This is a genomic window from Janthinobacterium sp. P210006 (assembly GCF_036231885.1).
Lineage (GTDB): Bacteria > Pseudomonadota > Gammaproteobacteria > Burkholderiales > Burkholderiaceae_D > Janthinobacterium > Janthinobacterium violaceinigrum.
The window spans coordinates 212,406-234,654 of record NZ_JAZARD010000006.1 but is presented as its reverse complement, the minus strand read 5'-3'; the positions used below and the strand labels follow the sequence as shown (position 1 = coordinate 234,654).

General features: G+C 63.3%; 19 protein-coding genes and 1 other RNA gene. 1 reads left to right on the top strand and 19 read right to left on the bottom strand.

The window, feature by feature from the left end; all coding sequences use genetic code 11:
* From murC to rnpB, 12 genes are all read right to left on the bottom strand, one after another.
* Positions 1 to 1,404 carry a UDP-N-acetylmuramate--L-alanine ligase gene (gene murC / locus VPH41_RS26525; RefSeq protein ID WP_152283783.1) on the bottom strand — a complete coding sequence of 468 codons (1,404 nt, stop codon included), beginning with the start codon at positions 1,402 to 1,404 and terminating at the stop codon, positions 1 to 3.
* A 10-nt stretch (positions 1,405 to 1,414) separates the two neighbouring features.
* Positions 1,415 to 2,509 (bottom strand): undecaprenyldiphospho-muramoylpentapeptide beta-N-acetylglucosaminyltransferase, encoded by a 1,095-nt coding sequence (murG, locus tag VPH41_RS26520; protein WP_328572041.1) that lies wholly within the window; start codon positions 2,507 to 2,509, stop codon positions 1,415 to 1,417.
* Complete coding sequence (gene ftsW, locus VPH41_RS26515; protein WP_328572040.1) at positions 2,506 to 3,717, bottom strand: putative lipid II flippase FtsW; 1,212 nt, start codon at positions 3,715 to 3,717, stop codon at positions 2,506 to 2,508. Before ftsW ends, murG begins: the two co-directional genes overlap by 4 nt.
* Entirely contained in the window at positions 3,717 to 5,300 is a 1,584-nt protein-coding gene (murD, locus tag VPH41_RS26510; protein WP_328572072.1) for a UDP-N-acetylmuramoyl-L-alanine--D-glutamate ligase, read from the bottom strand. The genes ftsW and murD overlap by 1 nt, the downstream gene beginning before the upstream one ends.
* Entirely contained in the window at positions 5,300 to 6,475 is a 1,176-nt protein-coding gene (gene mraY / locus VPH41_RS26505) for a phospho-N-acetylmuramoyl-pentapeptide-transferase (protein ID WP_034748886.1), read from the bottom strand. The genes murD and mraY overlap by 1 nt, the downstream gene beginning before the upstream one ends.
* Before the next feature lie 2 nt (positions 6,476 to 6,477).
* Positions 6,478 to 7,914: a UDP-N-acetylmuramoyl-tripeptide--D-alanyl-D-alanine ligase gene (locus VPH41_RS26500; protein ID WP_328572071.1), complete on the bottom strand. Its 1,437-nt coding sequence runs from the start codon at positions 7,912 to 7,914 to the stop codon at positions 6,478 to 6,480.
* A gap of 35 nt (positions 7,915 to 7,949) precedes the next feature.
* On the bottom strand, positions 7,950 to 9,458 hold the full coding sequence (locus tag VPH41_RS26495; RefSeq protein ID WP_328572039.1) for a UDP-N-acetylmuramoyl-L-alanyl-D-glutamate--2,6-diaminopimelate ligase: 1,509 nt from the start codon (positions 9,456 to 9,458) through the stop codon (positions 7,950 to 7,952).
* An 8-nt stretch (positions 9,459 to 9,466) separates the two neighbouring features.
* On the bottom strand, positions 9,467 to 11,245 hold the full coding sequence (locus VPH41_RS26490) for a peptidoglycan D,D-transpeptidase FtsI family protein (protein WP_034748891.1): 1,779 nt from the start codon (positions 11,243 to 11,245) through the stop codon (positions 9,467 to 9,469).
* Positions 11,245 to 11,514, bottom strand: coding sequence for a cell division protein FtsL (gene ftsL, locus VPH41_RS26485; RefSeq protein ID WP_010394930.1), 270 nt, complete (start codon positions 11,512 to 11,514; stop codon positions 11,245 to 11,247). Before ftsL ends, VPH41_RS26490 begins: the two co-directional genes overlap by 1 nt.
* Complete coding sequence (rsmH, locus tag VPH41_RS26480; protein ID WP_152257680.1) at positions 11,511 to 12,488, bottom strand: 16S rRNA (cytosine(1402)-N(4))-methyltransferase RsmH; 978 nt, start codon at positions 12,486 to 12,488, stop codon at positions 11,511 to 11,513. The genes ftsL and rsmH overlap by 4 nt, the downstream gene beginning before the upstream one ends.
* A 9-nt stretch (positions 12,489 to 12,497) precedes the next feature.
* A complete protein-coding gene (gene mraZ / locus VPH41_RS26475; protein ID WP_034748899.1) occupies positions 12,498 to 12,926 on the bottom strand; it encodes a division/cell wall cluster transcriptional repressor MraZ in 429 nt (142 codons plus the stop codon).
* Between the two features lie 661 nt (positions 12,927 to 13,587).
* An RNA gene (gene rnpB / locus VPH41_RS26470) (RNase P RNA component class A) lies at positions 13,588 to 13,927 on the bottom strand.
* A 226-nt stretch (positions 13,928 to 14,153) separates the two neighbouring features.
* Between rnpB and VPH41_RS26465 the strand changes: the two genes are divergently transcribed.
* Positions 14,154 to 15,857, top strand: a complete 1,704-nt coding sequence (locus tag VPH41_RS26465) for a thiamine pyrophosphate-binding protein (protein WP_328572038.1) — start codon at positions 14,154 to 14,156, stop codon at positions 15,855 to 15,857.
* A 73-nt stretch (positions 15,858 to 15,930) separates the two neighbouring features.
* On the opposite strand, the gene VPH41_RS26460 is transcribed toward VPH41_RS26465, so the two are convergent.
* From VPH41_RS26460 to VPH41_RS26430, 7 genes are all read right to left on the bottom strand, one after another.
* Positions 15,931 to 16,458: a hypothetical protein gene (locus VPH41_RS26460; RefSeq protein ID WP_328572037.1), complete on the bottom strand. Its 528-nt coding sequence runs from the start codon at positions 16,456 to 16,458 to the stop codon at positions 15,931 to 15,933.
* Positions 16,459 to 16,607: 149 nt separating this feature from the next.
* The gene (locus tag VPH41_RS26455; RefSeq protein WP_328572036.1) at positions 16,608 to 18,080 is read right to left on the bottom strand and encodes a porin; all 1,473 of its coding nucleotides are present in this window, start codon (positions 18,078 to 18,080) and stop codon (positions 16,608 to 16,610) included.
* A 573-nt stretch (positions 18,081 to 18,653) separates the two neighbouring features.
* On the bottom strand, positions 18,654 to 19,109 hold the full coding sequence (locus VPH41_RS26450; protein ID WP_328572035.1) for a nuclear transport factor 2 family protein: 456 nt from the start codon (positions 19,107 to 19,109) through the stop codon (positions 18,654 to 18,656).
* Positions 19,106 to 19,873 (bottom strand): SDR family NAD(P)-dependent oxidoreductase, encoded by a 768-nt coding sequence (locus VPH41_RS26445; RefSeq protein WP_328572034.1) that lies wholly within the window; start codon positions 19,871 to 19,873, stop codon positions 19,106 to 19,108. The genes VPH41_RS26450 and VPH41_RS26445 overlap by 4 nt, the downstream gene beginning before the upstream one ends.
* Positions 19,870 to 20,430: a DUF3833 domain-containing protein gene (locus VPH41_RS26440; RefSeq protein WP_328572033.1), complete on the bottom strand. Its 561-nt coding sequence runs from the start codon at positions 20,428 to 20,430 to the stop codon at positions 19,870 to 19,872. Before VPH41_RS26440 ends, VPH41_RS26445 begins: the two co-directional genes overlap by 4 nt.
* Entirely contained in the window at positions 20,418 to 21,698 is a 1,281-nt protein-coding gene (locus tag VPH41_RS26435) for an MFS transporter (protein ID WP_328572032.1), read from the bottom strand. The genes VPH41_RS26440 and VPH41_RS26435 overlap by 13 nt, the downstream gene beginning before the upstream one ends.
* On the bottom strand, positions 21,695 to 22,249 hold the full coding sequence (locus VPH41_RS26430; protein ID WP_328572031.1) for a chalcone isomerase family protein: 555 nt from the start codon (positions 22,247 to 22,249) through the stop codon (positions 21,695 to 21,697). Before VPH41_RS26430 ends, VPH41_RS26435 begins: the two co-directional genes overlap by 4 nt.

Here is a 22,249-nt window from a genome sequence, read left to right as displayed (position 1 = left end):
TCAGGCCTTTACAGTGTGAGGTTGATACGTTGTCAGTTGATTCGGGATGCCGCTGATCGAGCCGGCTCCCATGGTCAGCACGACGTCTCCGTCGCGCGCCACGCTCATGATGGTGTCGGCCATGTCCGTCATGGACTCGACGAAAATCGGTTCGATCTTGCCGCGCGCGCGCAGCGCATGCGCCAGTGCGCGGCCGTCGGCGGCGACGATAGGCGCTTCGCCCGCCGCATACACTTCGGACAGCAACAGCACGTCGGGCGCGCCCAGCACCTTGACGAAATCTTCGAACAGGTCGCGCGTGCGGCTGTAGCGGTGCGGCTGGAACGCCAGCACCAGGCGGCGGCCAGGATAGGCGGCGCGCGCGGCGGCCAGCGTCACTTCCGTTTCCACCGGATGGTGGCCGAAGTCGTCGACCAGCGCAAAGGTGCCGCCGTTCGGCAGCGCCACCTCGCCGTAGCGCGTAAAGCGCCGGCCCACGCCGGAGAACTCGGCCAGGCCCTGCTGCGTGGCGCTGTCGGCGATGCCGATTTCACGCGCGATGGCAATCGCCGAGCAGGCATTCTGCACATTGTGCATGCCAGGCTGGTTCAGCACCACGTCCAGGTCAGGATAGCCTTCCTGCAGCACGGTGAAATGCATTTCCAGGCCCACGGCGCGCGCGTTGACGGCGCGCACTTGCGCGTCTTCCGCGAAACCGTAGGTGGTGACGGGCTTGGTGACGGCAGGGATGATGGCGCGCACGTGCGGATCGTCGATGCACAGCATGGCGCGGCCATAGAACGGCAGGCGGTGCGTGAACTGCACGAAAGCCTGCTTGAGCTTTTCGAAATCGTGCTCGTAGGTGTCCATGTGATCGGCGTCGATGTTCGTGATCACTTCGATCATCGGCGTCAGGTTCAGGAACGAGGCGTCCGACTCATCGGCTTCAGCCACCAGGTAGTCGCCCGAACCCAGCTTGGCGTTCGCGCCGGCGCTGGTCAGGCGGCCGCCGATGACGAAAGTGGGATCGAGGCCGCCCTGCGCCAGCACGGAAGCGACCAGGCTGGTCGTCGTCGTCTTGCCATGCGTGCCCGCGATCGCGATACCGCGTTTCAAGCGCATCAATTCACCGAGCATCACGGCGCGTGGCACCAGCGGAATCTTGCGCGCACGGGCAGCGGCCACTTCCGGATTGTCCTGCGGGACGGCGCCCGACGTCACCACCGCATCGGCGTCGCCGATATTTTCTGCCGCGTGACCGAGCATGACGGTCGCGCCCAGGCTCGCCAGGCGCTGCGTCGCCGCATTGCTGCCCAGGTCGGAGCCCGACACCTTGTAGCCCAGGTTGACCAGCACTTCGGCGATGCCGCTCATGCCGCTGCCGCCAATGCCGACAAAGTGGATATTGTTTACTTTATGCTTCACAGAGCTAACCTCATGCCAGTTTTTCCAATACGTGTGCGATCGCCTCATTGGCGTCGCGCTTACCTGCTCCCAGTGCCGCTTGCGCCATCTGCTGGCATGTGTCGCGGCTCAGCGACGCCAGCAGCGCGCTCAGCGACGCCGCACTCATTTCCGTCTGCGGCAAATGAATCGCCGCACCTTGTTTTGCCATCCATTGCGCGTTGTCGCGCTGGTGGCTGGTGGTCGACGCCACCAGCGGCACGAGCACGCTGGCCACACCGGCCGCTGTCAATTCCGACAGGGTGATGGCGCCAGCGCGGCAGATCACCAGGTCGGCCTCGGTATACGCCCTGGCCATGTCGTCGATGAAGTCGACCACATTGGCCTGCACGCCCGCCTGCGCATACGCGGCATGCAGGGCGTCGATATTCTTCTTGCCCGACTGGTGCGTCACCAGCGGACGTTCGCCCTCGGGCATCAGGGCCAGCGCGGCAGGCAGGCTGTCGTTCAGCGCTTTCGCGCCCAGGCTGCCACCCACCACCAGGATGCGCAGCGGGCCGCTGCGGCCCGCGAAACGCGCGGCCGGCGGCGCCATGGCGAGGATTTCCGCGCGCACGGGATTGCCCGTGACGACGGCCTTGCCGGCCGCGCTGCCGAAATCGGCGGGAAAGCCGAAGCATACTTGCTGCGCCAGCGGCACCAGCGTCTTGTTCGACAACAGCAGCGCCGCGTCGGCATTGACCAGCACCAGCGGCACGCCCTTCAGGCGCGCCATCAGGCCGCCCGGCACGGTGACGTAGCCGCCCATGCCCATCACCACGTCCGGCTTGCGGCTGGCGATGAAACGGCGGATGGCAAAGAAGCTGGCCAGCATCTTGAAGCCGCCCTTGACCGTGTGCGCCAGGCCCTTGCCGCGCATGCCCGAGAACGCGATGGCATCCATGGGAATGCCGCTTTTCGGCACCAGGTCCTGCTCCATGCCGTGGGTCGTGCCCAGCCAGCTCACTTCCCAGCCGCGCGCGCGCATGGTCTGCGCAATCGCCAGGCCCGGGAAGATATGGCCGCCGGTGCCGGCCGCCATGATCATCAGTCTTTTCGTCGTTTTCAAGTTCGTCACGTTGTTCATAGCCGGCCTCCCCGCATCAGGATCCGGTTTTCGTAATCGATGCGCAGCAGGATCGCCAGGCCGATACAGTTAATCAATACGCCCGTGCCGCCATAGCTCATCAAGGGCAAGGTCAGCCCCTTGGTCGGCAGCAGGCCCAGGTTCACGCCCATGTTGATGAAGGTCTGCACGCCGATCCAGATGGCGATGCCTTTCGCCGTCAGGCCGGCAAAGGTCTGGTCGATGGCGATCGCCTGGCGGCCGATGTCGAACGCGCGCTTGATAATCCAGTAAAACATGCCGATCACGATCAGCACGCCCACCAGGCCCAGTTCCTCGCCGATCACGGCCAGCAGGAAGTCCGTATGCGCTTCGGGCAGGTAGTGCAGCTTTTCCACGCTGCCGCCCAGTCCCACGCCAAACAGTTCGCCCCGTCCGAAGGCGATCAGCGAGTGCGTCAGCTGGTAGGCCTTGTTCAGCGCATTGTCTTCCTGCCACGGGTCGAGATACGCAAAAAACCGCTCGCGGCGGAATTTCGACAAGGCGATGATGGTGACGAAGATCGCCGTCAGCATGGCACCGATGCCGCCGAACCAGATGGCGTTGACGCCGCCCAGGAACAGGATGCCCATGGCGATGCAGACGATCACGCCGAAAGCGCCCAGGTCGGGCTCCATCAGCAGCAGCAGGCCGACGAAGCTGACGGCCAGCGCCATCGGCATGAAGCCCTTGGTCAGCTTGTGCATGTATTCCTGCTTGCGCACCGTGTAGTCGGCCGCGTACAGCACCATCACCACCTTCATCAGCTCGGACGGCTGCGGACGCAGGCCCGGCAAGTTCAGCCAGCGGCGCCCGCCGTTGACCGACACGCCCAGGCCCGGGATCAGGACCATCACCAGCAGCACCAGGGTGCCGATGAACAGCCACGGCGCGATCTTTTGCCAGGTGGCGATGCGGATGCGGAATACCATGGCGGCGACGACGATCGACACGCCGATGAACAGCGCCTGGCGCACGACGAAATAGTTGTTCGTGTAGGCGGCAAACTTGCGCGCATCGGACAGCGAAATCGACGCCGAATACACCATCACCATGCCCAGCAACATCAGCAGCAGGACGACCCACACCAGCGGCTTGTCGTAGTCCATCATCTTCGATTGCCGCGCGCGGCTATCCAGCGGCTTGGCAGTCGAGCCGGAACCAAAGCTGAAGGGCAGCTGGAAGGCCATCAGATATCCTGTCCGTTTTCCAGAGCGATGTCGCGCACGGCGTCGACAAACACCTGCGCGCGGTGCGCATAGTTCTTGAACATGTCCAGGCTGGCGCACGCAGGCGACAGCAGTACGGCATCGCCGGCCAGCGCCAGGCTGCTGGCGCGCTTGACCGCTTCCGGCAAGGTGGCGCAGTCGATGAGGTCCACGCCAGCCGGCTCCAGGGCCGCGCGCAGCGCCGGCGCATCGCGGCCGATCAGCACCACGGCGCGCACGTAGCGCGACACGGGTTCGGCCAGCGGCGAGAAATCCTGCCCCTTGCCGTCGCCGCCGGCGATCAGCACCAGGCGCTGCTCCGCGCCGCCAAACGCCTTGCCCAGGCCGAACAGGGCCGCCACCGTGGCGCCCACATTCGTGCCCTTGCTGTCGTCGTAGTATTCGACGTCATTGACGGCCGTGATCAGTTCCACGCGGTGCGGCTCGCCCTGGTATTCGCGCAAGCCGTGCAGCAGCGGCGCGAACGGCAGGCCGATGGCGCGGCACAGGGCCAGCGCGGCCAGCGCATTCGCGGCATTGTGCTGGCCGCGGATCTTCAGCGCGTCGGCCGGCATCAGTTTCTTTGCCATCGTCGGCACCGGTTCCGGCGCGGGATCGTTCTTCTTGCGCTTCTTCTCGATCACTTCTTCGCTGGGCACGGCCTGCGCCAGCCAGAAGATGCCGCGCTCGTTGACCAGGCCAAAGCTGTCGGCTTCCGCCGGTTCGCCCGTGCCGAAGGTGATGGTTTCCGCCAGCGGATCGGCCATGTGCATGACCAAGGCATCGTCGCGGTTCAATATGCGCACGGTCTCGGCGCCGAAGATGCGCGCCTTGTCGGCGGCGTAGGCGGCCATGTCGCCATGCCAGTCCAGGTGGTCCTGCGACAGGTTCAGCACCGTGGCCGCATCGGCCTGCAGGCTGAACGTCGTGTGCAGCTGAAAGCTGGACAGTTCCAGTATCCACGCCTGCGGCAGGCTGCTGGCCACGGCTTCGGCGGGTTCCGCCGCTTCGCCGCCGTCTTCCGCGGCAGCCGGCGCCGGTGCCGGGGCAGGAACCGGCTCCGCATCGAGCACTTCGCGCAGCACGTCCAGCGCGGCAGGGCTGATATTGCCGGCCACGCGCGTGACCAGGCCGGCGCGTTCGCACAGCAGGCCGACCAGGCTGGTGACGGTCGTCTTGCCGTTGGTGCCCGTGATGGCGATGACTTTCGGCGCATAGCCGCGTTCCGTCTTGAGGAACGCCAGCGCCTGCGCGAACAGTTCGATCTCGCCCCACACGGGGATATTCTTTTCCTGCGCGGCCGGCGCAATGTGCGCCAGTTCGCGGCCAGGCGCCAGGCCGGGGCTGACGGCGACGAAATCGACGCCGTCGAGCAGTTCGGCCGTGAAGGCGCCGGCGATGAATTGCGCTTGCGGCACGGCGGCCTGCAGCGCGGCCAGGCGCTCGGGCGCCTCGCGCGTATCGGCAACGCGCACGGAGGCGCCGCAGCGCGCCAGCCACAGGGCCATGGCCAGGCCCGACTCCCCGAGGCCCAGTACCAGTGCGGTTTTAGCGTCGTACATCATCATCGCAGCTTCAAGGTGGTCAGGCCGAGCAGCACCAGCATCATGGTGATGATCCAGAAACGCACGACAACCTGCGTCTCTTTCCAGCCTTTTTGTTCGAAATGGTGGTGCAGTGGCGCCATCAGGAAGACGCGGCGGCCCGCGCCATAGCGTTTCTTGGTGTATTTGAACCAGACGACCTGGATGATCACGGACAGCGTTTCGACGACGAAGATGCCGCCCATGATGAACAGGACGATTTCCTGGCGCACGATGACGGCGATGGTGCCCAGTGCGCCGCCCAGCGCCAGTGCGCCCACGTCGCCCATGAAGACCTTGGCAGGGTGCGTGTTATACCAGAGGAAGGCCAGGCCGGAACCGGCCAGCGCGCCGCAGAAGATCACCAGTTCGCCGGCGCCCGGAATGTGCGGGATGAACAGGTAGCGCGCATACGTGGCATTGCCCGTCAGGTAGGCGAACAGGCCCAGGGCCGTGCCCACCATCACGGTCGGCATGATGGCCAGGCCATCGAGGCCGTCCGTGAAGTTGACGGCGTTGCTGGTGCCGACGATGACGCAGTAGGTCAGCGCGATGAAGCCCCACACGCCTAACGGATAGCTGATGGTCTTGAAGAACGGGACGATCAGGTCGGCCTTCGGCGGCAGGTCCATGGCAAAGCCGGACTGCACCCAGGCGTAGATCAGGTTCCACACGTGGCCCGCGTCCGGTTCCGACACGGAGACGGAAAACGCCAGGTAGAAGGCGGCAACGATGCCGATCAGCGACTGCCAGAAGTATTTTTCGCGCGAGCGCATGCCTTCCGGGTCCTGGTGCACCACCTTGCGGTAGTCGTCGGCCCAGCCGACGGCGCCAAAGCCCAGGGTGACGATCAGCACGGGCCAGATGAAGCGGTTCGACAGGTCGGCCCACAGCAGGGTGGAAATGCCGATGGCGATGAGGATCAGCACGCCGCCCATGGTGGGCGTGCCGTGTTTTTTCAGATGCGTCTGCGGGCCGTCCGTGCGCACGGCCTGGCCGACCTTCATGCGCGTGAGCATGCGGATCACGGCGGGACCGGCGCACAGGCCGATCAGGATCGCCGTCAACGTGGCGAACACGGCGCGGAAAGTGATGAAGTTAAAGACCCGCAATGGGCCAATGTCGTCCTGGAAATAATGAGCGAGCCAGAGCAGCATGATTAGTGAGCTTCCTTGTTATTGTTGTTTGAACCAATCAAATGCTGCACGGCCCGTTCCATTTTCATGAAGCGGGAGCCCTTGATTAATACTGTTGCATCCGAACGGCCGGATAAATGCGCATCGAGCGCCGCCAGCAAACCGTCGAACTGTTCGAAATACTCCACGACCGTGCCTGATTCCTGGCTGGCGGCTGCCTGCGCCGCATTCACCAGATGGCGCGCCAGGCCGCCCGTCGCCAGCACGTGTTCGATGCCTTTGGCGGCGGCGTAGGCGCCGATCTCTTCGTGGAACTGCTGTCCCTGCGTACCGACTTCGCCCATCTCGCCCAGCACCAGGATCCGCGGTGCCGCGGCCTGCGCCAGCACATCGATGGCCGCGCGCGCCGAATCCGGATTGGCATTGTAGGTGTCGTCGATGATGGTGGCGCCGTTGGCGGCACGTTTTTTCTGCAGGCGGCCGCTCACGGGGGCGAACGCCTCCAGCCCCTGCTTGATATGTTCGATGGCGATGCCGGCGCCAACGGCGCATGCCGCCGCCGCCAGCGCATTGCGCACATTATGGTCGCCGGCCGCCTGCAGGCCGACGAAGAACTGGCGCAAGCTGCCATCGGGCGCGCGCACGCTGACGAACATGTCGCTGCCAAAATCCTCGGCGGCGCGGTGCGTGCAGCTGACGTCGGCGTCTTTCGACAGGCCGAACGTGATGACGGTGCGTGCGCCGGCCAGTTCGCGCCACAGCGCCGTGAATTCATCGCCGTGCGGGAAGACGGCGATGCCGTCTTCGGCCAGGGCCTCCAGCGCGGCGCCATTCTCGCGCGCCACCGCTTCCACCGTGTGCATGAATTCCTGGTGCTCGCGCTGCGCATTGTTGACCATCGCCAGGGTCGGCGCGGCAATCGCCGCCAGGCGGGCGATCTCGCCCGGATGGTTCATGCCCATCTCGATGACGGCCGCCTTGTGCTGTCCGCTCAGGCGGAACAGGGTCAATGGCACGCCGATTTCATTATTCAGGTTGCCGCGCGTGGCCAGGCGCGCCTCTTCGCCAAAGGCCGCCGCCAGGATCGACGAAATCATTTCCTTGACGGTGGTCTTGCCATTGCTGCCGGTGACGCCGATGACGGGCAGGCTGAAACGGCGGCGCCAGTGGTTGGCGATGCGGCCCAGCGCCGCCAGGGTATCGGCGACCACGATGGCGGGCACCGTGCTGCTGTCCCAGCCTTCGGGCAGGCGTTCGACCACCACGGCGGCGACGCCGCTGGCGGCCACCTGCTCCAGAAAATCGTGGGCGTCGAAACTCTCGCCGCGCAGGGCCACGAACAGCGAGCCGGCCGGCGCGCTGCGGCTGTCGGTGGACACGCCGGCGAACACGCGGGCAGCGTCACCCGCCAGCTGCGCGCCAGGCAAGGCAGGCATCAGTTCGGCCAGGGTCGCATGCATGAGGTGGCCAATGCGGTGGTCAATGAGCTGTGCCATCAGTTCGTCCTCATCATCGTCAGGCGCGCGGACAAGGCCAGCTGCGCATGGTCGGCATCGGAGAACGGCAGTTTCTTGCCCTTGATTTCCTGGTACGGCTCATGGCCCTTGCCCGCCAACAGGATCACGTCCGGCTTGGCGGCGTGCTTGATAGCCGACAGGATCGCGGCGGCACGGTCTTCGATGGCCTGCGGCTGCGGGCCATCGGCACGCATGCCGGCGACGATCTGCGCGATGATGGCGTGCGGATCTTCGCTGCGCGGATTGTCGCTGGTGACCAGCACGTGATCGGCCAACTGCGCGATGGCGCCCATCTGCGGACGCTTGCCCGGATCGCGGTCGCCGCCGCAGCCAAACACGCACCACAGCTGGCCGCCCCGTTCCTGCGCCACCTGGCGCAAGGCGGACAGGGTTTTTTCCAGGGCGTCCGGCGTGTGCGCATAGTCGATGACGACCATCGGCGCTTCCTGACCGCCCACCTGCTGCATGCGGCCCGGGGCCGGCTGCAAGGATTCGATGCCGTCGATGGCGGCGCGCAGGCCGGTGCCGTGCGCCAGCAAGGCGCCCAGCACGGCCAGCGCATTGCTGATATTGAAATGGCCCACCAGCTGCGTCTTGATCAGCGCCACGCCCAGCGCGCATTCCAGGTGGAAGTCGGTGCCGGCATTGCGGCTGCGGAACTGGCTGGCGCGCAGCATCAGCACGCCCGGCAAATCGGGCAAGGCCGCCGCATCCTGCAGGGTGTAGCCGATGACCGGATACTCGCCTGCCAGCTTGCCGTCCACATGGCGGACCAGGCGCAAGCCCATGGGGTCGTCCAGGTTGATGACGGCCGTTTTCAGGCCGGGCCAGTCGAACAGTTTGACTTTGGCTGCCTCGTAGGCTGCCATGTCGCCATGGTAGTCGAGGTGGTCGCGCGTCAGATTGGTAAACATGGCGACATCGAAATGCATGCCGGCCGCGCGTTCCTGGTCCAGGCCGATCGACGACACTTCGATGGCAACGGCCTTGGCGCCGGCATCGCGCATGGCGGCCAGCTTGCGCGCCAGCAGCACCGCATCGGGCGTGGTGTAGCCGGTCACGTCGAATTCGATGGCGCCGCGCGGCTTGCACAGGCCCACGCCCAGGGTGCCGATGACGGACGACGTTTCGCCCAGGCGCGCCAGGGCTTGCGCCAGCCACAGCGCGCACGAGGTCTTGCCGTTCGTGCCCGTGACGCCGGCGCTGAACATGGCGCTGTCGGGCATGTCGTAAACAGCATGCGCCACGGGGCCAGCCAGGCGTTTCAGGTCGCCGACCAGCAGATGCGGCACATTCCATGCGGCGTTCCATTCCACGGCGTCATGCACGATGGCGGCGGCGCCCTGCTCGATGGCGGCGTCGATGAAATGGGTGGCGTCCGCATAGGCGAAAAACACGTCGCCGCGCTGCACGCGGCGCGAGTCGGACGTCAGCTGCCCGGACGGGGCAGCCGCTTTGATCCACAAACTGATGTCTTGTATGGTCATGAGTGACTTCACATGGCCTCCGGACCGGCATTGGCCGGGACCACGATTTCGGTAACGGAGGAATCGGGCGGTACGTTCATCGCGCGCAGCGCGTTGGTCGCAATCGCCGCGAAAGCGGGAGCGGCAACCTGGCCGCCATAGTGGGCAGGGCCGGTCGGTTCATCGATCATCACGGCAATGATGAAGCGCGGCGCCGACATCGGCACCATGCCCACGAACGAGCCGATATATTTGCGCGGCATCGCATAGCGGCCGTTTTCCACTTTATACGCGGTACCCGTCTTGCCGCCCACGCGGTAGCCGGCGACCTGCGCGCGCTTGGCCGAGCCGTGCGCGCCGGAGACCACCAGTTCCAGCATGGCGCGCATTTCGGCGGCCGTCTTCGGCTTGATCACCTGCTGGCCCACGGGCAGTTCATTGACCTTCTGGAACGACAGGGGAATCGTGTCGCCATCGCGCGCGAACATCATGTAGGAGCGCGCCAGCTGGATCAGCGACACGGAAATGCCGTTACCGTAGCTCATGGTCGCCTGCTCCACCGGGCGCCACGATTTATACGGACGCACGCGGCCTGCCACGGCGCCGGGGAAGCCCCATTTCGGCTGCTGGCCGAAGCCCACCTTGGTAAACATTTCCCACATTTCCTGCGACGGCATGCCCAGCGCGATCTTCGAGGTGCCGATGTTCGACGACATCTCGATGATTTCGGAGACATTGATCACGCCGTGCGGCTTGGTGTCGGTAATCGTGCGGTCGGCGATGGTGTAGCGGCCCGGCCCCGTGTCGATCAGGGTACCCGGCTTGACCCGGCCCGTGTCGAGCGCCAGCGACACCGTGATCGGCTTCAGGGTCGAACCCGGCTCGAACGTGTCGGTCATGACGCGGTTGCGCAGCTGCTGGCCCGTGAGCTTGCGGCGGTCATTCGGGTCGTAGCTGGGGTAATTGGCCAGGGCCAGCACTTCGCCCGTGTGCACGTCGAGCACCACGGCGCCGCCGGCCTTCGCATTGAACTTTTCCACCGCTTCCTTCAGCTGCGTGAAGGCGATGTACTGGATCTTGCTGTCGACCGACAGGGTCAGGTCCTTGCCGTCGTGCGGTTCGTGGATGAAACCGATGTCTTCGACGATGTGGCCCAGGCGGTCCTTGATCACGCGGCGGCTGCCGGTGGTGCCGACGAGGGTTTTCTGCTGCGCCAGCTCCATGCTTTCCTGGCCCACGTCTTCCACGTTGGTAAAGCCCACCACGTGGGTCATCACTTCGCCCTGTGGATAAAAGCGCTTGTATTCCTTGCGTTCGTCAATTCCGTCGATGCCCAGCTTGGAGATCTTGTCGGCCACGTCCATCTCGACCTGGCGTTTCAGGTAAACGAAGCTGCGGTCCGAATCGAGCTTCTTGCGCAATTCGTTGACGTTCATTTCCAGCAGGCCGGCCAGCGCATTGATTTTCTCGGGCGACGCCTGCAGCACGTCGTCGGGAATCGCCCAGATGGCTTTCACGGGCACGGACGACGCGAGCACCTGGCCGTTGCGGTCGGTGATCTTGCCGCGCGTGGCCGGCAGTTCCAGGGTGCGCTCGTAGCGCGCCTTGCCCTGCTTTTGCAAAAACTGCGTCGACACGCCCTGCAGCCACAGGGCGCGCGCGCCCAGGCCGGCGAAAGCGAAGAACAGCAGGAACAGCACGACGCGCGAACGCCAGACGGGCAGGCGCACTGCCAGTACGGGGTTCTTCGAGAATGGCACGCCTTTCGATGCTGCCACCCGGCCGTTGCTGTTACCGCCCAACTTCATTATTCGCCCTCCGTCAGGTATTGCGTCCGTGCCGCCGTCAACGGCGTCATGCTCAGGTCGCGCCGTGCAATCGCCTCGATGCGTTCATGCTTGCCCAGGGTCGACTGGTCCAGCTGCAGCTGCGCCCAGTCGATGTCGAGCTGGCGCGACAGCGCTTGCGCGCGTTCCAGGTCGATCAGCAGGTGGCGCGACTGGTACTGCGCGTTCACCAGCGACAGGCCGCAGCACACCAGCAGGGCCGACAGCACGACACACAGCTTGCCAGTCATCGGGCGCCGCCATGTGCAGGAGCGGCCAACGGCAGGCGCTGCGCCACGCGCATCACGGCCGAACGCGAGCGGGGATTACCCTCGATCTCGGCGTCGGACGGCTTCATCTTCGAAATCAGCTTCATTTCCGGCTGCGGCAAGTCCACCGCGCGGATCGGCAGGCGGCGGTCAGGCTGCTCCACGTTCGCCTTCGAGGCGAAGAAGCGCTTGACCATGCGGTCTTCCAGCGAATGAAAACTGATCACGGCCATGCGCGCGCCGGGCGCCAGGCAGGCATAGGCCTGGTTCAGACCGATCTCGAGATCCTCGAGCTCTTTGTTAATGAAAATGCGTATGGCCTGAAAGGTGCGGGTAGCGGGGTCCTTACCCTTCTCGCGGGTCTTGACGGCGCCTGCCACGATGCCGGCAAGCTGTCGTGTGCTTGAAATTGGCTGGACTGCCCGGCCAGCAACAATCGCCTTTGCAATCTGAAAAGCAAACCGTTCTTCCCCATAATCGCGTATCACTTTCTCTAAATTCTGCTCGGTTTCCACCGCCAGCCATTCGGCCGCGGAGATGCCGCGCGTGGTATCCATGCGCATGTCCAGCGGTCCGTCGTTGCGGAAGCTGAAACCGCGCGCCGCGTCGTCGACCTGCGGCGACGAGATGCCCAGGTCGAGCAGGATGCCGTCCACTTGCTGCACGCCGCGCGCGGCCAGGCTGGCCGTCATGGTGGCAAAGCTGTCATGGACGATTTCAAAGCGGGAGTCGCCGATCTGTTCTGCCGTGGCGATCGCCTGCAAATCCTTGTCGAAGCCGATCAGGCGCGCATCGGCGGCCAGGCGCGACAGGATCAAGCGGCTATGGCCGCCGCGGCCAAACGTGCCGTCGACGTAAACGCCATGCGCGCGGTCGCCCGTCAGGTCGAGCGCATCGACCGCTTCATCGAGCAGCACCGTGCGATGCTGAAATTCCGGCACCGTGAGTTGTGTCATTACGGAGCCTTAGAAAGAAAAATTGGAAAGTACATCGGGGGTGCCGGCATCGATCGCCTGCTGTTCTTTGTCGGCCAACTTGGCGGCATCCCATATTTCAAAGTGGCTGCCCATGCCGATCATCATGACTTCGCGCGCCAGTCCCACGGCGTTGCGCAATTCAGGCGAGATCAGCACGCGGCCGGCCGAGTCCAGCTCGACGTCCACGGCGTTGCCAAGGAAGATGCGCTGCCAGGCGCGCGCCGACATGGGCCAGGCGGCGATTTGCTGGCGGTGGCTTTCCCACACGGGACGGGGGAAAAACAGCAGGCAGCCATCGGGGTGTTTGGTCAGGGTCAAACGGCCTTCGCATTGGATCGCCAGCGCGTCACGGTGCTTGGCAGGGATAGACATCCTGCCTTTGGCATCGAGATTGATTGCGGACGCGCCTTGAAACACGGAAGACCTTTTTTGAGCTTGGGTTGCGACGCTTGCGCATCATGATGAAAAGGGAAAATTTCCCACAAAAACACACTTTTTCACACAGTTGCCCACTTTAGAGGAAGCAAAGATAGTGGTCAAGCGGTTTCCGATTGGCAAAACAGGAATTTTATTAATGAAATTAAGGACTTAGCGCATATCGTTGAAGGAGTCTCAAATAAAAATATATCGATAAATTAGATACTTATGAAAGATAGTGAATGTGCTACCTCATCTGCACACATGTGTTTTCCTACCGTAAACATCGAAAAAAACGAAATCGAAAAATTGAATTTTTTACAGTTAGTTGACACATGACAATACTTTCGTCATCCGGACACAACAGCAATCATCGCCCGCAAAAGACTTGGTTTCAGGCAAAGAAAAATCTTCCACGCCGCGTACCGCCCCTGTTTTCCGGGCCTGGCCTGCAGCGGAAAAACTATTTTTGCAATGCAGCAATTAATTAGAACGAAGAAACTTTAACCAATTGTTCACTTTTAGTTGTATATACAACTTTATCTTGATTGCTATACTTTTAGAAACAAAAAAAGCCCCGTTGCGGGGGCTTTTGGGTGGCACGCAGCGGGCAAACCGCTGCGGCCGGTATGCTCCCCGGCAAGCCAGGGAGCAGGAATTCAAGTGAAGCAGGCCGGTAGGCCGGATTTTGTTACGGCGCCTTCCCTTGCAGGTCGGCGCTATGACAGTCATTCCTCTAGGCGCCAGATTACTCGGGCGCTCAAGCTTTCTACCCGCACGCTCCGCGAGCAGCATCATCGCGTGCCTATTTGAAATTGCACCAGGTGGAGGTTACCGCGTTTCACCGTAACTTAATACGCTCGTCTCTGTGGCCCTATTCCTCGCCTTATACCTTGCGGCTTTCGGCGGACGGCCGTTAACCGTCACCCCGCTCTATGGAGTCCGGACCTTCCTCCCGCCAGCGCATTGCTGCGCCGGCCAGCGACTGTCTGGCCTGCTTCACCCGCCATTGTACCGCGCCGCAGCATGTTTCTGCAAAAAGGCCTGTGCAGGCGCGGCGCACCCTCGCCGCCGCCCCGGCCCGGGAGATTGTGTAATTCGGTGTCGCCATTTCAAAAGCCGGGCCAAATCGGCTCACATAGAATGGGGCAAGCTGCTTGCATGCAAGCGCATGCGCACCGCTTGCCCCATTTCTTTGCCACCCAACTAGAATATAAAGAGCCGAACATGACGCAACAATCCCGTACCGGCGGCCAGATCCTGGTCGATGCCCTGCAGATCCACGGTGTCGACACCGCTTTTGGCGTGCCTGGCGAAAGCTACCTGGACGTGCTCGACGCCCTGCACGATTCGGGCATCCGCTTCATCATCAACCGCCAGGAAGGCGGCGCCGCCTTCATGGCCGAAGCCTACGGCAAGCTGACGGGCAAGCCGGGCATCTGCTTCGTCACGCGGGGACCGGGCGCCACCAATGCCTCGATCGGCGTGCACACGGCCTACCAGGATTCCACGCCGATGATTCTGTTCATCGGTCAGGTGGGCAACGATTTCATCGACCGCGAAGCGTTCCAGGAAATCGACTACCGCCGCATGTACGGCCAGATGGCCAAATGGGTGGCGCAGATCGACCGCGCCGAGCGCATCCCCGAATACCTGGCGCGCGCCTTCCAGGTGGCCACCAGCGGCCGGCCCGGCCCCGTCGTGCTGGCCTTGCCGGAAGACATGCTCATTTCGCTGGCCACGGTGGCCGACACGCGCGCCTACCAGCCCGTGCAGGCAGCCCCATCGGATGCGCAGCTGCAGCAGCTGCGCGCCATGCTGGCCACCGCGAAGCAGCCGCTGGTCTTGCTGGGCGGCACCACCTGGACGCCGCAGGCGTGCGCCGACCTGCAGCAGTTCGCCGAAACGAATCACTTGCCCGTCGCCTGCGCCTTCCGCTTCCAGGACCTGCTCGACAATGCCCACCCGAACTACATCGGCGACGTGGGCATCGGCATCAACCCGAAACTGGCCGCGCGCGTGAAAAATGCCGACCTCGTCATCGCCATCGGCCCTCGCCTGGGCGAAATGACGACGGGCGGCTACACCCTGTTCGACTCGCCCGTGCCGCGCCAGCGCCTCGTGCACATCCACACGGATGCCGAAGAGCTGGGCAGCGTTTACCAGGCCGAACTGATGATCAACAGCGGCATGCCGCAAGTGTGCGCCATGCTGGCTGCCATGGAACCCGTCGATGCATCCGCCTGGCGGCATACGCCGGCCGAGGCGAAGGCCGAGCTGGCCGCCTACCAGGAGCAGCCGCCCATCTTCCAGGATGGCCAGGCACCGCTGGACCTGTGGCAAGTCACGCAGGAGATCATGGCCCAGGTGCCAGCGGACACCATCCTGACGAACGGCGCCGGCAATTACGCTTCGTGGGCGCACCGCTTCTACCGCTACGGCGGCATGCGCACCCAACTGGCGCCCACCAATGGCGCCATGGGCTATGGCGTGCCGTCCGGCGTGGCGGCGAAGATCGTGCATCCGGAGCGCACCGTGATCACCTTTGCCGGCGATGGCGAATACATGATGAATGGCCAGGAACTGGCCACGGCCGTGCAATACCAGGCAGGCGTGGTCATCATCGTCTTCAATAACCAGATGTTCGGCACCATCCGCATGCACCAGGAGCGCGACTACCCGGGCCGCGTCTCGGGCACGACCCTGCACAACCCCGATTTTGCGGCCCTGGCGCAAGCGTATGGCGCGCATGGCGAAGTGGTGAATACGACGGAAGAGTTCGCCCCTGCCCTGCAACGGGCGCTGGCGCACGCCAGGGCCAACAGTTTGCCGGCCTTGATCGAGCTGCGCTACGACGGCAACCTGATCACGCCGAACGCGACGCTCGCCACCATCCGCGCCACGGCGGAAAAGGCGCAGGCGGCCAAATAAGTCCGTTTCAGCGCTTCAAACAACAAGGCCCGGTCGATACCGGGCCTTTTTCATTGTCAGACAGTCAAAATGCTTACGCGGCAGGCGCCTCGGCGCCGTCCTGCGCCGGTGCTGGCGGCGCGGGCGGGCATGGCGTGCAATGCTTCAGGGGACGGCCAAAATCGCGCACGCGGCTCAATTTCATGGGCATGCGCACATTGCCGCCGCAGTAATCGCCTTCCAGGGTCAGGGTCTGCCCATCCTTGGAAAACTTGCCGACGATGGTGCGCTCTTCGCTGTCGGCGCCGGCGATGGTGAAGTCGAAGGCGCCCGTGGCCGCGTCCAGGTTGACGTCGTTGGCGACGATGGGCCAGCTCAGGGCGCCTGCCGTGAATTCATAGATGACGGAATCGGCCTCGGCAAAGCGGTGCAGGGTGACGCGCTGGCCGCCGATTTCGCCGCTATCCTTTTGCAGGCACAGGTCCGAGTAGACGGCCACGCCATAGCGCTCCAGTCCGGCCGGCTTCTTGCCTTTGGCCGCGGCAAAAGCGGCACCCGTGGCGCTGGCGAGCACCAGGGCGGCCAGCATGGCGGCCAGGCGCGGCGATGTGTATGGATACATGGCATTCCTTTACTGTAGTGACGGCAACATTATAACTGCGCCGCCCATGCAAAAACGCGCCCCAGGACTAGCCTGGAGACGCGTTTCCTTGCTTATCAGCATCCCCGAAGGGATGCCGGCAGCGGTACTAAGCTTCGCTTGCGCGAATATTAGAACGAGTGACGAACGCCAACGTTGAAGGCTTTGTCGCCCGTACCAACATTGCTGTTGTTACCAACGGTGTAGCCAGCGTTGTTTTTGTTCTTGATTTTAGCGTACGAAGCGTAGGTGCTGGTGCGCTTCGACAGAGCGTACGAGTAGCCCAGTGCCCATTGATCAGCATCAGCGTTAGCAGCGGTTTTGTCGTTCGTGCGGATGAACGAAGCCATTACGGTGCCAGCTGGGCCAACAGGTACGGTTGCGCCGACCAGGATGTTGTTGCTGTCGATGCTAGGAGCTGCCGATGCTTGGGTCAGGCTGTAAGCAAAGCGGTCTGCGTTGTTGTGGTTTGCGCTGTTTGCGCCTTTGTTCACGCCGTATGCAACGTAAGCTTTAGCAACTGCGAAGTCGTAGTTAGCTGCAGCCAACCAGTTACGGCCGCTACCGGCTTCGGTCGTTGCGGTGTCGTTGCTGGTGTTGTTGTATGCCAGACGAGCATTCAAAGGACCATTGCTGTAACCAACCGACGCGCCGATTTTGCGGCCGATTTTGTTCGAGTCAGCGTTTTCGCCGAAGGTGTACGCTACGTCGCCGTCAAAACCGTTGAAGTTTGGCGAGGTGTACAGCACGGTGTTGCTGGTGCGGGTGTTCGATGGGAACAAGTTCTTAGCGGAACCAGCGTAGCCAGCTGCGAATGGGTCAGCAACTTTCGACAGGGTGTTGTACCAAGGGGTGTATTGACGACCCAGGGTCAGGGTACCGGTCGTTTTGCTGCTCAGACCAACGTAAGCTTGACGATTGAACAAGGTACCTGCAACGTCTTGTTGACCGTTGTCAACGCTGAAGCCCGATTCCAACAGGAACAGAGCCGACAGGCCGCTGCCCAGATCTTCGGTGCCTTTGAAGCCCAGACGGGAAGCCGAAGCAACGCCGCTGTCCAGTTTGTTAACGTTGCCGTTAACGCCGCCGCGCTCGCTGACGAAACCAGCGTCAACGGTACCGTAGATAACAACGCTCGATTGAGCTTGGGCTACGCCAGTGGCTGCTGCCAGAACTGCCAGGGTGATCAGAGTTTTTTTCATTGCAATTTCCTTTAATTTTTGAAGCAAAAAGTAATACAGCCTATGCATCTCGAGCTGCGCTCTAACAGAGCGCTTTTTATGAGTGAGGGCAAGGTCTCCACCTGCCACATTGCTGTTCCGGTCAGGGGAACATTCATATCGGTATCGGCACGCTATTGCACCGATAAGCTTGAAGGCTGCATAACGACCGTTATTCGTGCGCCATTTCGGGTGCTCAAAGGGCACCGGAAGCGGCACTATAACGACCGTTTCACATTCCATCAAGTTCCAACATGTTACTTCCGGTACCAGGCCGGGGGCTTTTTCAGGCATCCCGACCATCGCCAACCGTACTACGCGACAGAGCCAGTGCCCCTTGCCAACCAATGCATTGGCCTGATTGACTATTCCATCATAGCGCATGGCTTGCTGGCACCCGTTGTATTAGTGCAACAGTATCAGGCGAGTGATTAAAACGTCAACATGCTTTACCCATCATTTTCCCTGCATCATTTACGCGACAAAGCGCGCAATTTGTCAGGTGATAATGGATAAACGGGACGAAGCATACACGGCATCGCCAATGTTTGCTGCCGGACGCCCAAAAACGGGAAATATCGCGCCCTGTTTTGGTGCGTTGCCGCATTATTCAGGGGCGTAGGCGCCAATTCGCACGTCGGCGCAGGCGGTCGGAAAATAGACAGAGTATCAACACAATTACTGACTTTCCAGTAATTTAAATTGCTCACATAGAAATGTTTTCCATGTTTTCCAACACAAGAGTCCGCTAGCGGGATGGAATGGATGAGGACGACTCTTGCTTGCAAATTGCGCATCAGTTGAAACAATTTCTTACAATGTTGCCTTCTCAATATTTCGACATATTTGTGTCAAAAAAACGACACATTGATCGAAATCAAGTTTTATGCGCCCCGATTTCGCACAATTTTCTTTTTCTTTTTTCAATTTTTTGCTTAAAAGCATCAAGAAACAGGCTTAACGCTGGCTGGCCCGCCGGAGCAGGCGCATGAAAGGGCCCAATAAAGGCAGTTTTTCATACAATTCTTCCGCGACATCCCAATAGTCGCGGTGCACTGCCACCCGTCCCTGCCCATCGAAACGGATATGGGTCGCGCCGCGAATACATTGTTCGCCAGATACCAGGCGTTTCATGCGGAAGCGAAACTCCCACGTGAGGAACGCCTGATGCCCCTGCCCCAGGCTTTCCAGCACGACAAACCGCGGTGCATCAACTTGCACGAACATGTGTTCGAAGATGGCCAGGATGGCCGCATGCCCCACGACGTCGTTGAACGGGTCCTTGAAACGGGCGTCCGGCGCGTACACGGCGCCCAGCTGGGCCAGGCTCTCCAGGCTCAGCTGCTCGTAGAACGCCACCAGGCGCGCCAGCGCGCCCTCGCCCTGCCCCGCATCCGGCATGCTTACGTTCATAGGCCCGTCACCTTGCGGATCAGCCAAAAATACGCGCGGTACGGCAAGAGCCGCGCCAGGCGCAGGGTATTGGTAAAGCGTTTGGGAAAGTGGATGTGAAACTGGCCCCGCTCGATGCCGTCGAGCATGGCGGCGGCAGCGTCGCGCGCCGTCATCAGGGCCGGCATCTTGAAATCATTGTCCGCCGTCAAAGGCGTGGCGACGAAACCAGGATTGATTTGATACACATCAATACCGCGCCCATGCAAATCCAAATACAGCGACTCCGTCAGGTTGATCAGCGCCGCCTTGCTGGCGCCGTACGCGAGCGCCTTGGGCAAGCCGCCATAGCCGGCCACGGAGGCGACAATGCCGATGCCGCCGCTCCCCTGTTGCAACAACCACGGCAAGGCTTGCTCCAGGCAATTGAACACGCCGCCCACATTCAGGGCCAGCAAGCCCTGCGCCGCCTCGAGGTCGAAGCTGTCGGCGCGCATGGCCTGATAGCCGCCGGCCACCACCAGGATCAGGTCGACATGCGACCATTGGCGCCGCAGCTCGCCGCACACGGCCCGGACTTGCAGGGGCTGGGTAATATCGAGCGGCAATGCCTGCGCCAGCGGCTGGCCCACGCACAGCTGCTCCAGGCTGGCCCGATGGCGGGCCGACAGGGCCACGCAGGCGCCCTGCTCCAGCAGCAAGGTGGCGCACGCGGCGCCGATGCCGCTGGAAGCGCCGATGATCCACACGCGCTTGCCCGCCCAGATGGCGATCTTGCGATTCATGGGGCCGCCTGCGGACGCTTGCTGAACGATAAAGTGACGGCGCCCAGGCTGAAACCAAATTTGCTCATGGCAGCGCGGTTGAGCATGACCGTGTCATCCATCAGGAACATCCAGTCCTCGAAGTCGACATGGTAGAGCGTGCCATCGACGGGCAGCGCCAGCACGTATTGCCAGCGCAGCGCATTGCCGGCCACTTCGCCGACGGCTTCCCCGATCACGTCGGGCGCCGTGCCGATGAAGCGCCCGGGCGCCGTCTTGCGCAAAGTCCACACGCGGCGTTGTTTGCTGCCGTCCGAATACGTGAAGTCCTCGTCCAGGGTGCCCGTCTCGCCCACCCAGCTGGCCCGTATCACCACGGTGAAGCGCTTGACCACCTTGCCGGAGCGGTCCTGGAAGATACCGTGGGCATCGAGGGTGCCGTTGAAGTACTGCTGCAAGTCCAGCTTGGGTGTTTCCTGCGCGTACGTGGCCGGCGTGGGCGGCGTGGAGCAGGCTGCCAAGGCCAGCAACAGGGCCGCCAGCGGCAGGCGGCGTTGGCAATAGCTCATGAGGCGCATGCGCGATTCTCCAGGTGGTCACTATATATATGTTGCAAGGGCGCGCGCCACAGCAGCATCGCCGCCAGCAGTTTCAAGGCGCAGGGCAGCAAGGCGTAGGCCGCCGCCAGGGCCGGCAAGCCGCCTCCCTGTCCCGGCACGTAGCCGAGCCAGGCCAGCAGGGGCAAGGCGATGCCGGCCGCCAGTGCCAGACTCATCTGCACGCCCCAGTTCCACCAGCCGAAATACGCCGCTTCATGCCGCCCGGCATGGCCCGCCGCGCCGATCAGCCCCGCCAGCAAGGCCGGCGGCAAGGCCAGGTCGGCGCCCAGCGCCAGGCCCGACAGCAGGCAGATACCGGCAAAACCCCAGGCGGCGCCCGCGCCGAGGCCATACGCCCAGACAAACACGCTGGCCGCCAGCAGCATGGCGCCGCCCCAGGCACGCGCCTCGCCAAAGCGGCGCGCCAGGGCCACCCACAAAGGCATGGAGGCGGCCGCCGCGCAAAAGTACACGATCAGGAACGGCCCCGCGTAATGGCCCAGGCGCAGATAATCGCCGGCAAAGAACAAAAACAGGGTAGCGGGAATGGCGGCGGCCACGCCATTGACGAGCAAGACGGCGAACAGCCAGCGAAACGCGCGCTGGCGAAATGGCAGCCGCCAGCCGCTGCGGGGCGCTGCCGCCGTGACGCCGGACACGGCCGGACGCGGCGCGCGCGCCAGCAGCAGCGCGCCCGCCGCCAGCAGGCAGACGGCAAAGGCCAGCGACAAGCCGTCATAGCCGAGCACGGAAGTCAGTCCCGCCGCCAGGATCACGCCCAGCAAGCCGCAGCCTTCGCGCACGGCCGCCACGCGCGCACGCTGCGCGCGCGCCTGGCTCAGGGCCGCGCCCCAGCTCTGGTGCGCGATGCCGGCCAGGCCATAGGCGGTGTAAACGAGCAGCAAGGCGGCCAGGAACCAGGCCAGGGTGGCCGCTTGCGGCATGGCAGGCGGATGGAACAGGGCGCCAAAGCCCAGTAGCAGCAAGGGCAGCGAGACGGCGATGAGTGCGGCGTAGCTGCGCCCGCCGCGCGCCATCCAGGCGCCCAGGGCCGGGTCGATGAAGGCGGCCGCGATACGGGCCGCCAGCAGCACGGCGCCGATCTGCGCCAGATCAAGGCTGCTGCGCTGCGCATAAAACGGCGCCACATATATATAGATGGGCAGCGCCAGCATGGCCAGCGGCAAGCCGAACAGGCCGTAGTGGAACAGGGCCGGCAAGCTCAACGCGCTGGCCCCGGCATTCATGGCAGCGGTGCCGCATGCTGCAGCAGGGCGCCCCGCAGCTTCGGCGCCGTCGTGTCGGGCGACAGCCAGATGGCGAAGAAGGCGCGCGCGAAGTCGCCGTCGCTCACGTCGGCCAGCACCTTGCCATCGAGATAAAAACGCACGCCGGGCGCGATGCCGGCACGGTAGGCGCCCGCGATGCGCTGGTCTTCCTTGACGTCTGGAAAGATGCGCTGCATGATGGCCAGCCACGCCAGCCGCTGCTCCGGCGTGCCCGCGCCGATTTTCTGCATCTGTTCGTAGCTGGCTTCGGCGATCTTCCTGCCGTCGAGCGAACGCGCATAGCGCAATTCCAGCACGAAAGGCGCCGTGGCCGAAGCCGCGCCCTGGTAGCCCTGCGCGCCCACCCAAAGCTGGGCCCGGTAAATACGCATGCCGAACCAGGTATAGTCGCCCTCGCCCGCCAGCCGGGCGTCAGGCACGTCGGCCGCGACAAAGGCCGGCGGGGCGGCCTGGGCCGAGGCGCCCAACATGAAGAATGACAGACAGAACAAAACGAGCAGACGGCGCAT

Coding starts and splice junctions, on each gene's coding strand:
- murG (WP_328572041.1), bottom strand. CDS start 2,509: ATGAACAACGTGACGAACTTGAAAACGACGAAAAGACTGATGATCATG.
- ftsW (WP_328572040.1), bottom strand. CDS start 3,717: ATGGCCTTCCAGCTGCCCTTCAGCTTTGGTTCCGGCTCGACTGCCAAG.
- murD (WP_328572072.1), bottom strand. CDS start 5,300: ATGATGTACGACGCTAAAACCGCACTGGTACTGGGCCTCGGGGAGTCG.
- mraY (WP_034748886.1), bottom strand. CDS start 6,475: ATGCTGCTCTGGCTCGCTCATTATTTCCAGGACGACATTGGCCCATTG.
- VPH41_RS26500 (WP_328572071.1), bottom strand. CDS start 7,914: ATGCATGCGACCCTGGCCGAACTGATGCCTGCCTTGCCTGGCGCGCAG.
- VPH41_RS26495 (WP_328572039.1), bottom strand. CDS start 9,458: ATGACCATACAAGACATCAGTTTGTGGATCAAAGCGGCTGCCCCGTCC.
- VPH41_RS26490 (WP_034748891.1), bottom strand. CDS start 11,245: ATGAAGTTGGGCGGTAACAGCAACGGCCGGGTGGCAGCATCGAAAGGC.
- ftsL (WP_010394930.1), bottom strand. CDS start 11,514: ATGACTGGCAAGCTGTGTGTCGTGCTGTCGGCCCTGCTGGTGTGCTGC.
- rsmH (WP_152257680.1), bottom strand. CDS start 12,488: ATGACACAACTCACGGTGCCGGAATTTCAGCATCGCACGGTGCTGCTC.
- VPH41_RS26465 (WP_328572038.1), top strand. CDS start 14,154: ATGACGCAACAATCCCGTACCGGCGGCCAGATCCTGGTCGATGCCCTG.
- VPH41_RS26460 (WP_328572037.1), bottom strand. CDS start 16,458: ATGTATCCATACACATCGCCGCGCCTGGCCGCCATGCTGGCCGCCCTG.
- VPH41_RS26455 (WP_328572036.1), bottom strand. CDS start 18,080: ATGCGCTATGATGGAATAGTCAATCAGGCCAATGCATTGGTTGGCAAG.
- VPH41_RS26450 (WP_328572035.1), bottom strand. CDS start 19,109: ATGAACGTAAGCATGCCGGATGCGGGGCAGGGCGAGGGCGCGCTGGCG.
- VPH41_RS26445 (WP_328572034.1), bottom strand. CDS start 19,873: ATGAATCGCAAGATCGCCATCTGGGCGGGCAAGCGCGTGTGGATCATC.
- VPH41_RS26440 (WP_328572033.1), bottom strand. CDS start 20,430: ATGCGCCTCATGAGCTATTGCCAACGCCGCCTGCCGCTGGCGGCCCTG.
- VPH41_RS26435 (WP_328572032.1), bottom strand. CDS start 21,698: ATGAATGCCGGGGCCAGCGCGTTGAGCTTGCCGGCCCTGTTCCACTAC.
- VPH41_RS26430 (WP_328572031.1), bottom strand. CDS start 22,249: ATGCGCCGTCTGCTCGTTTTGTTCTGTCTGTCATTCTTCATGTTGGGC.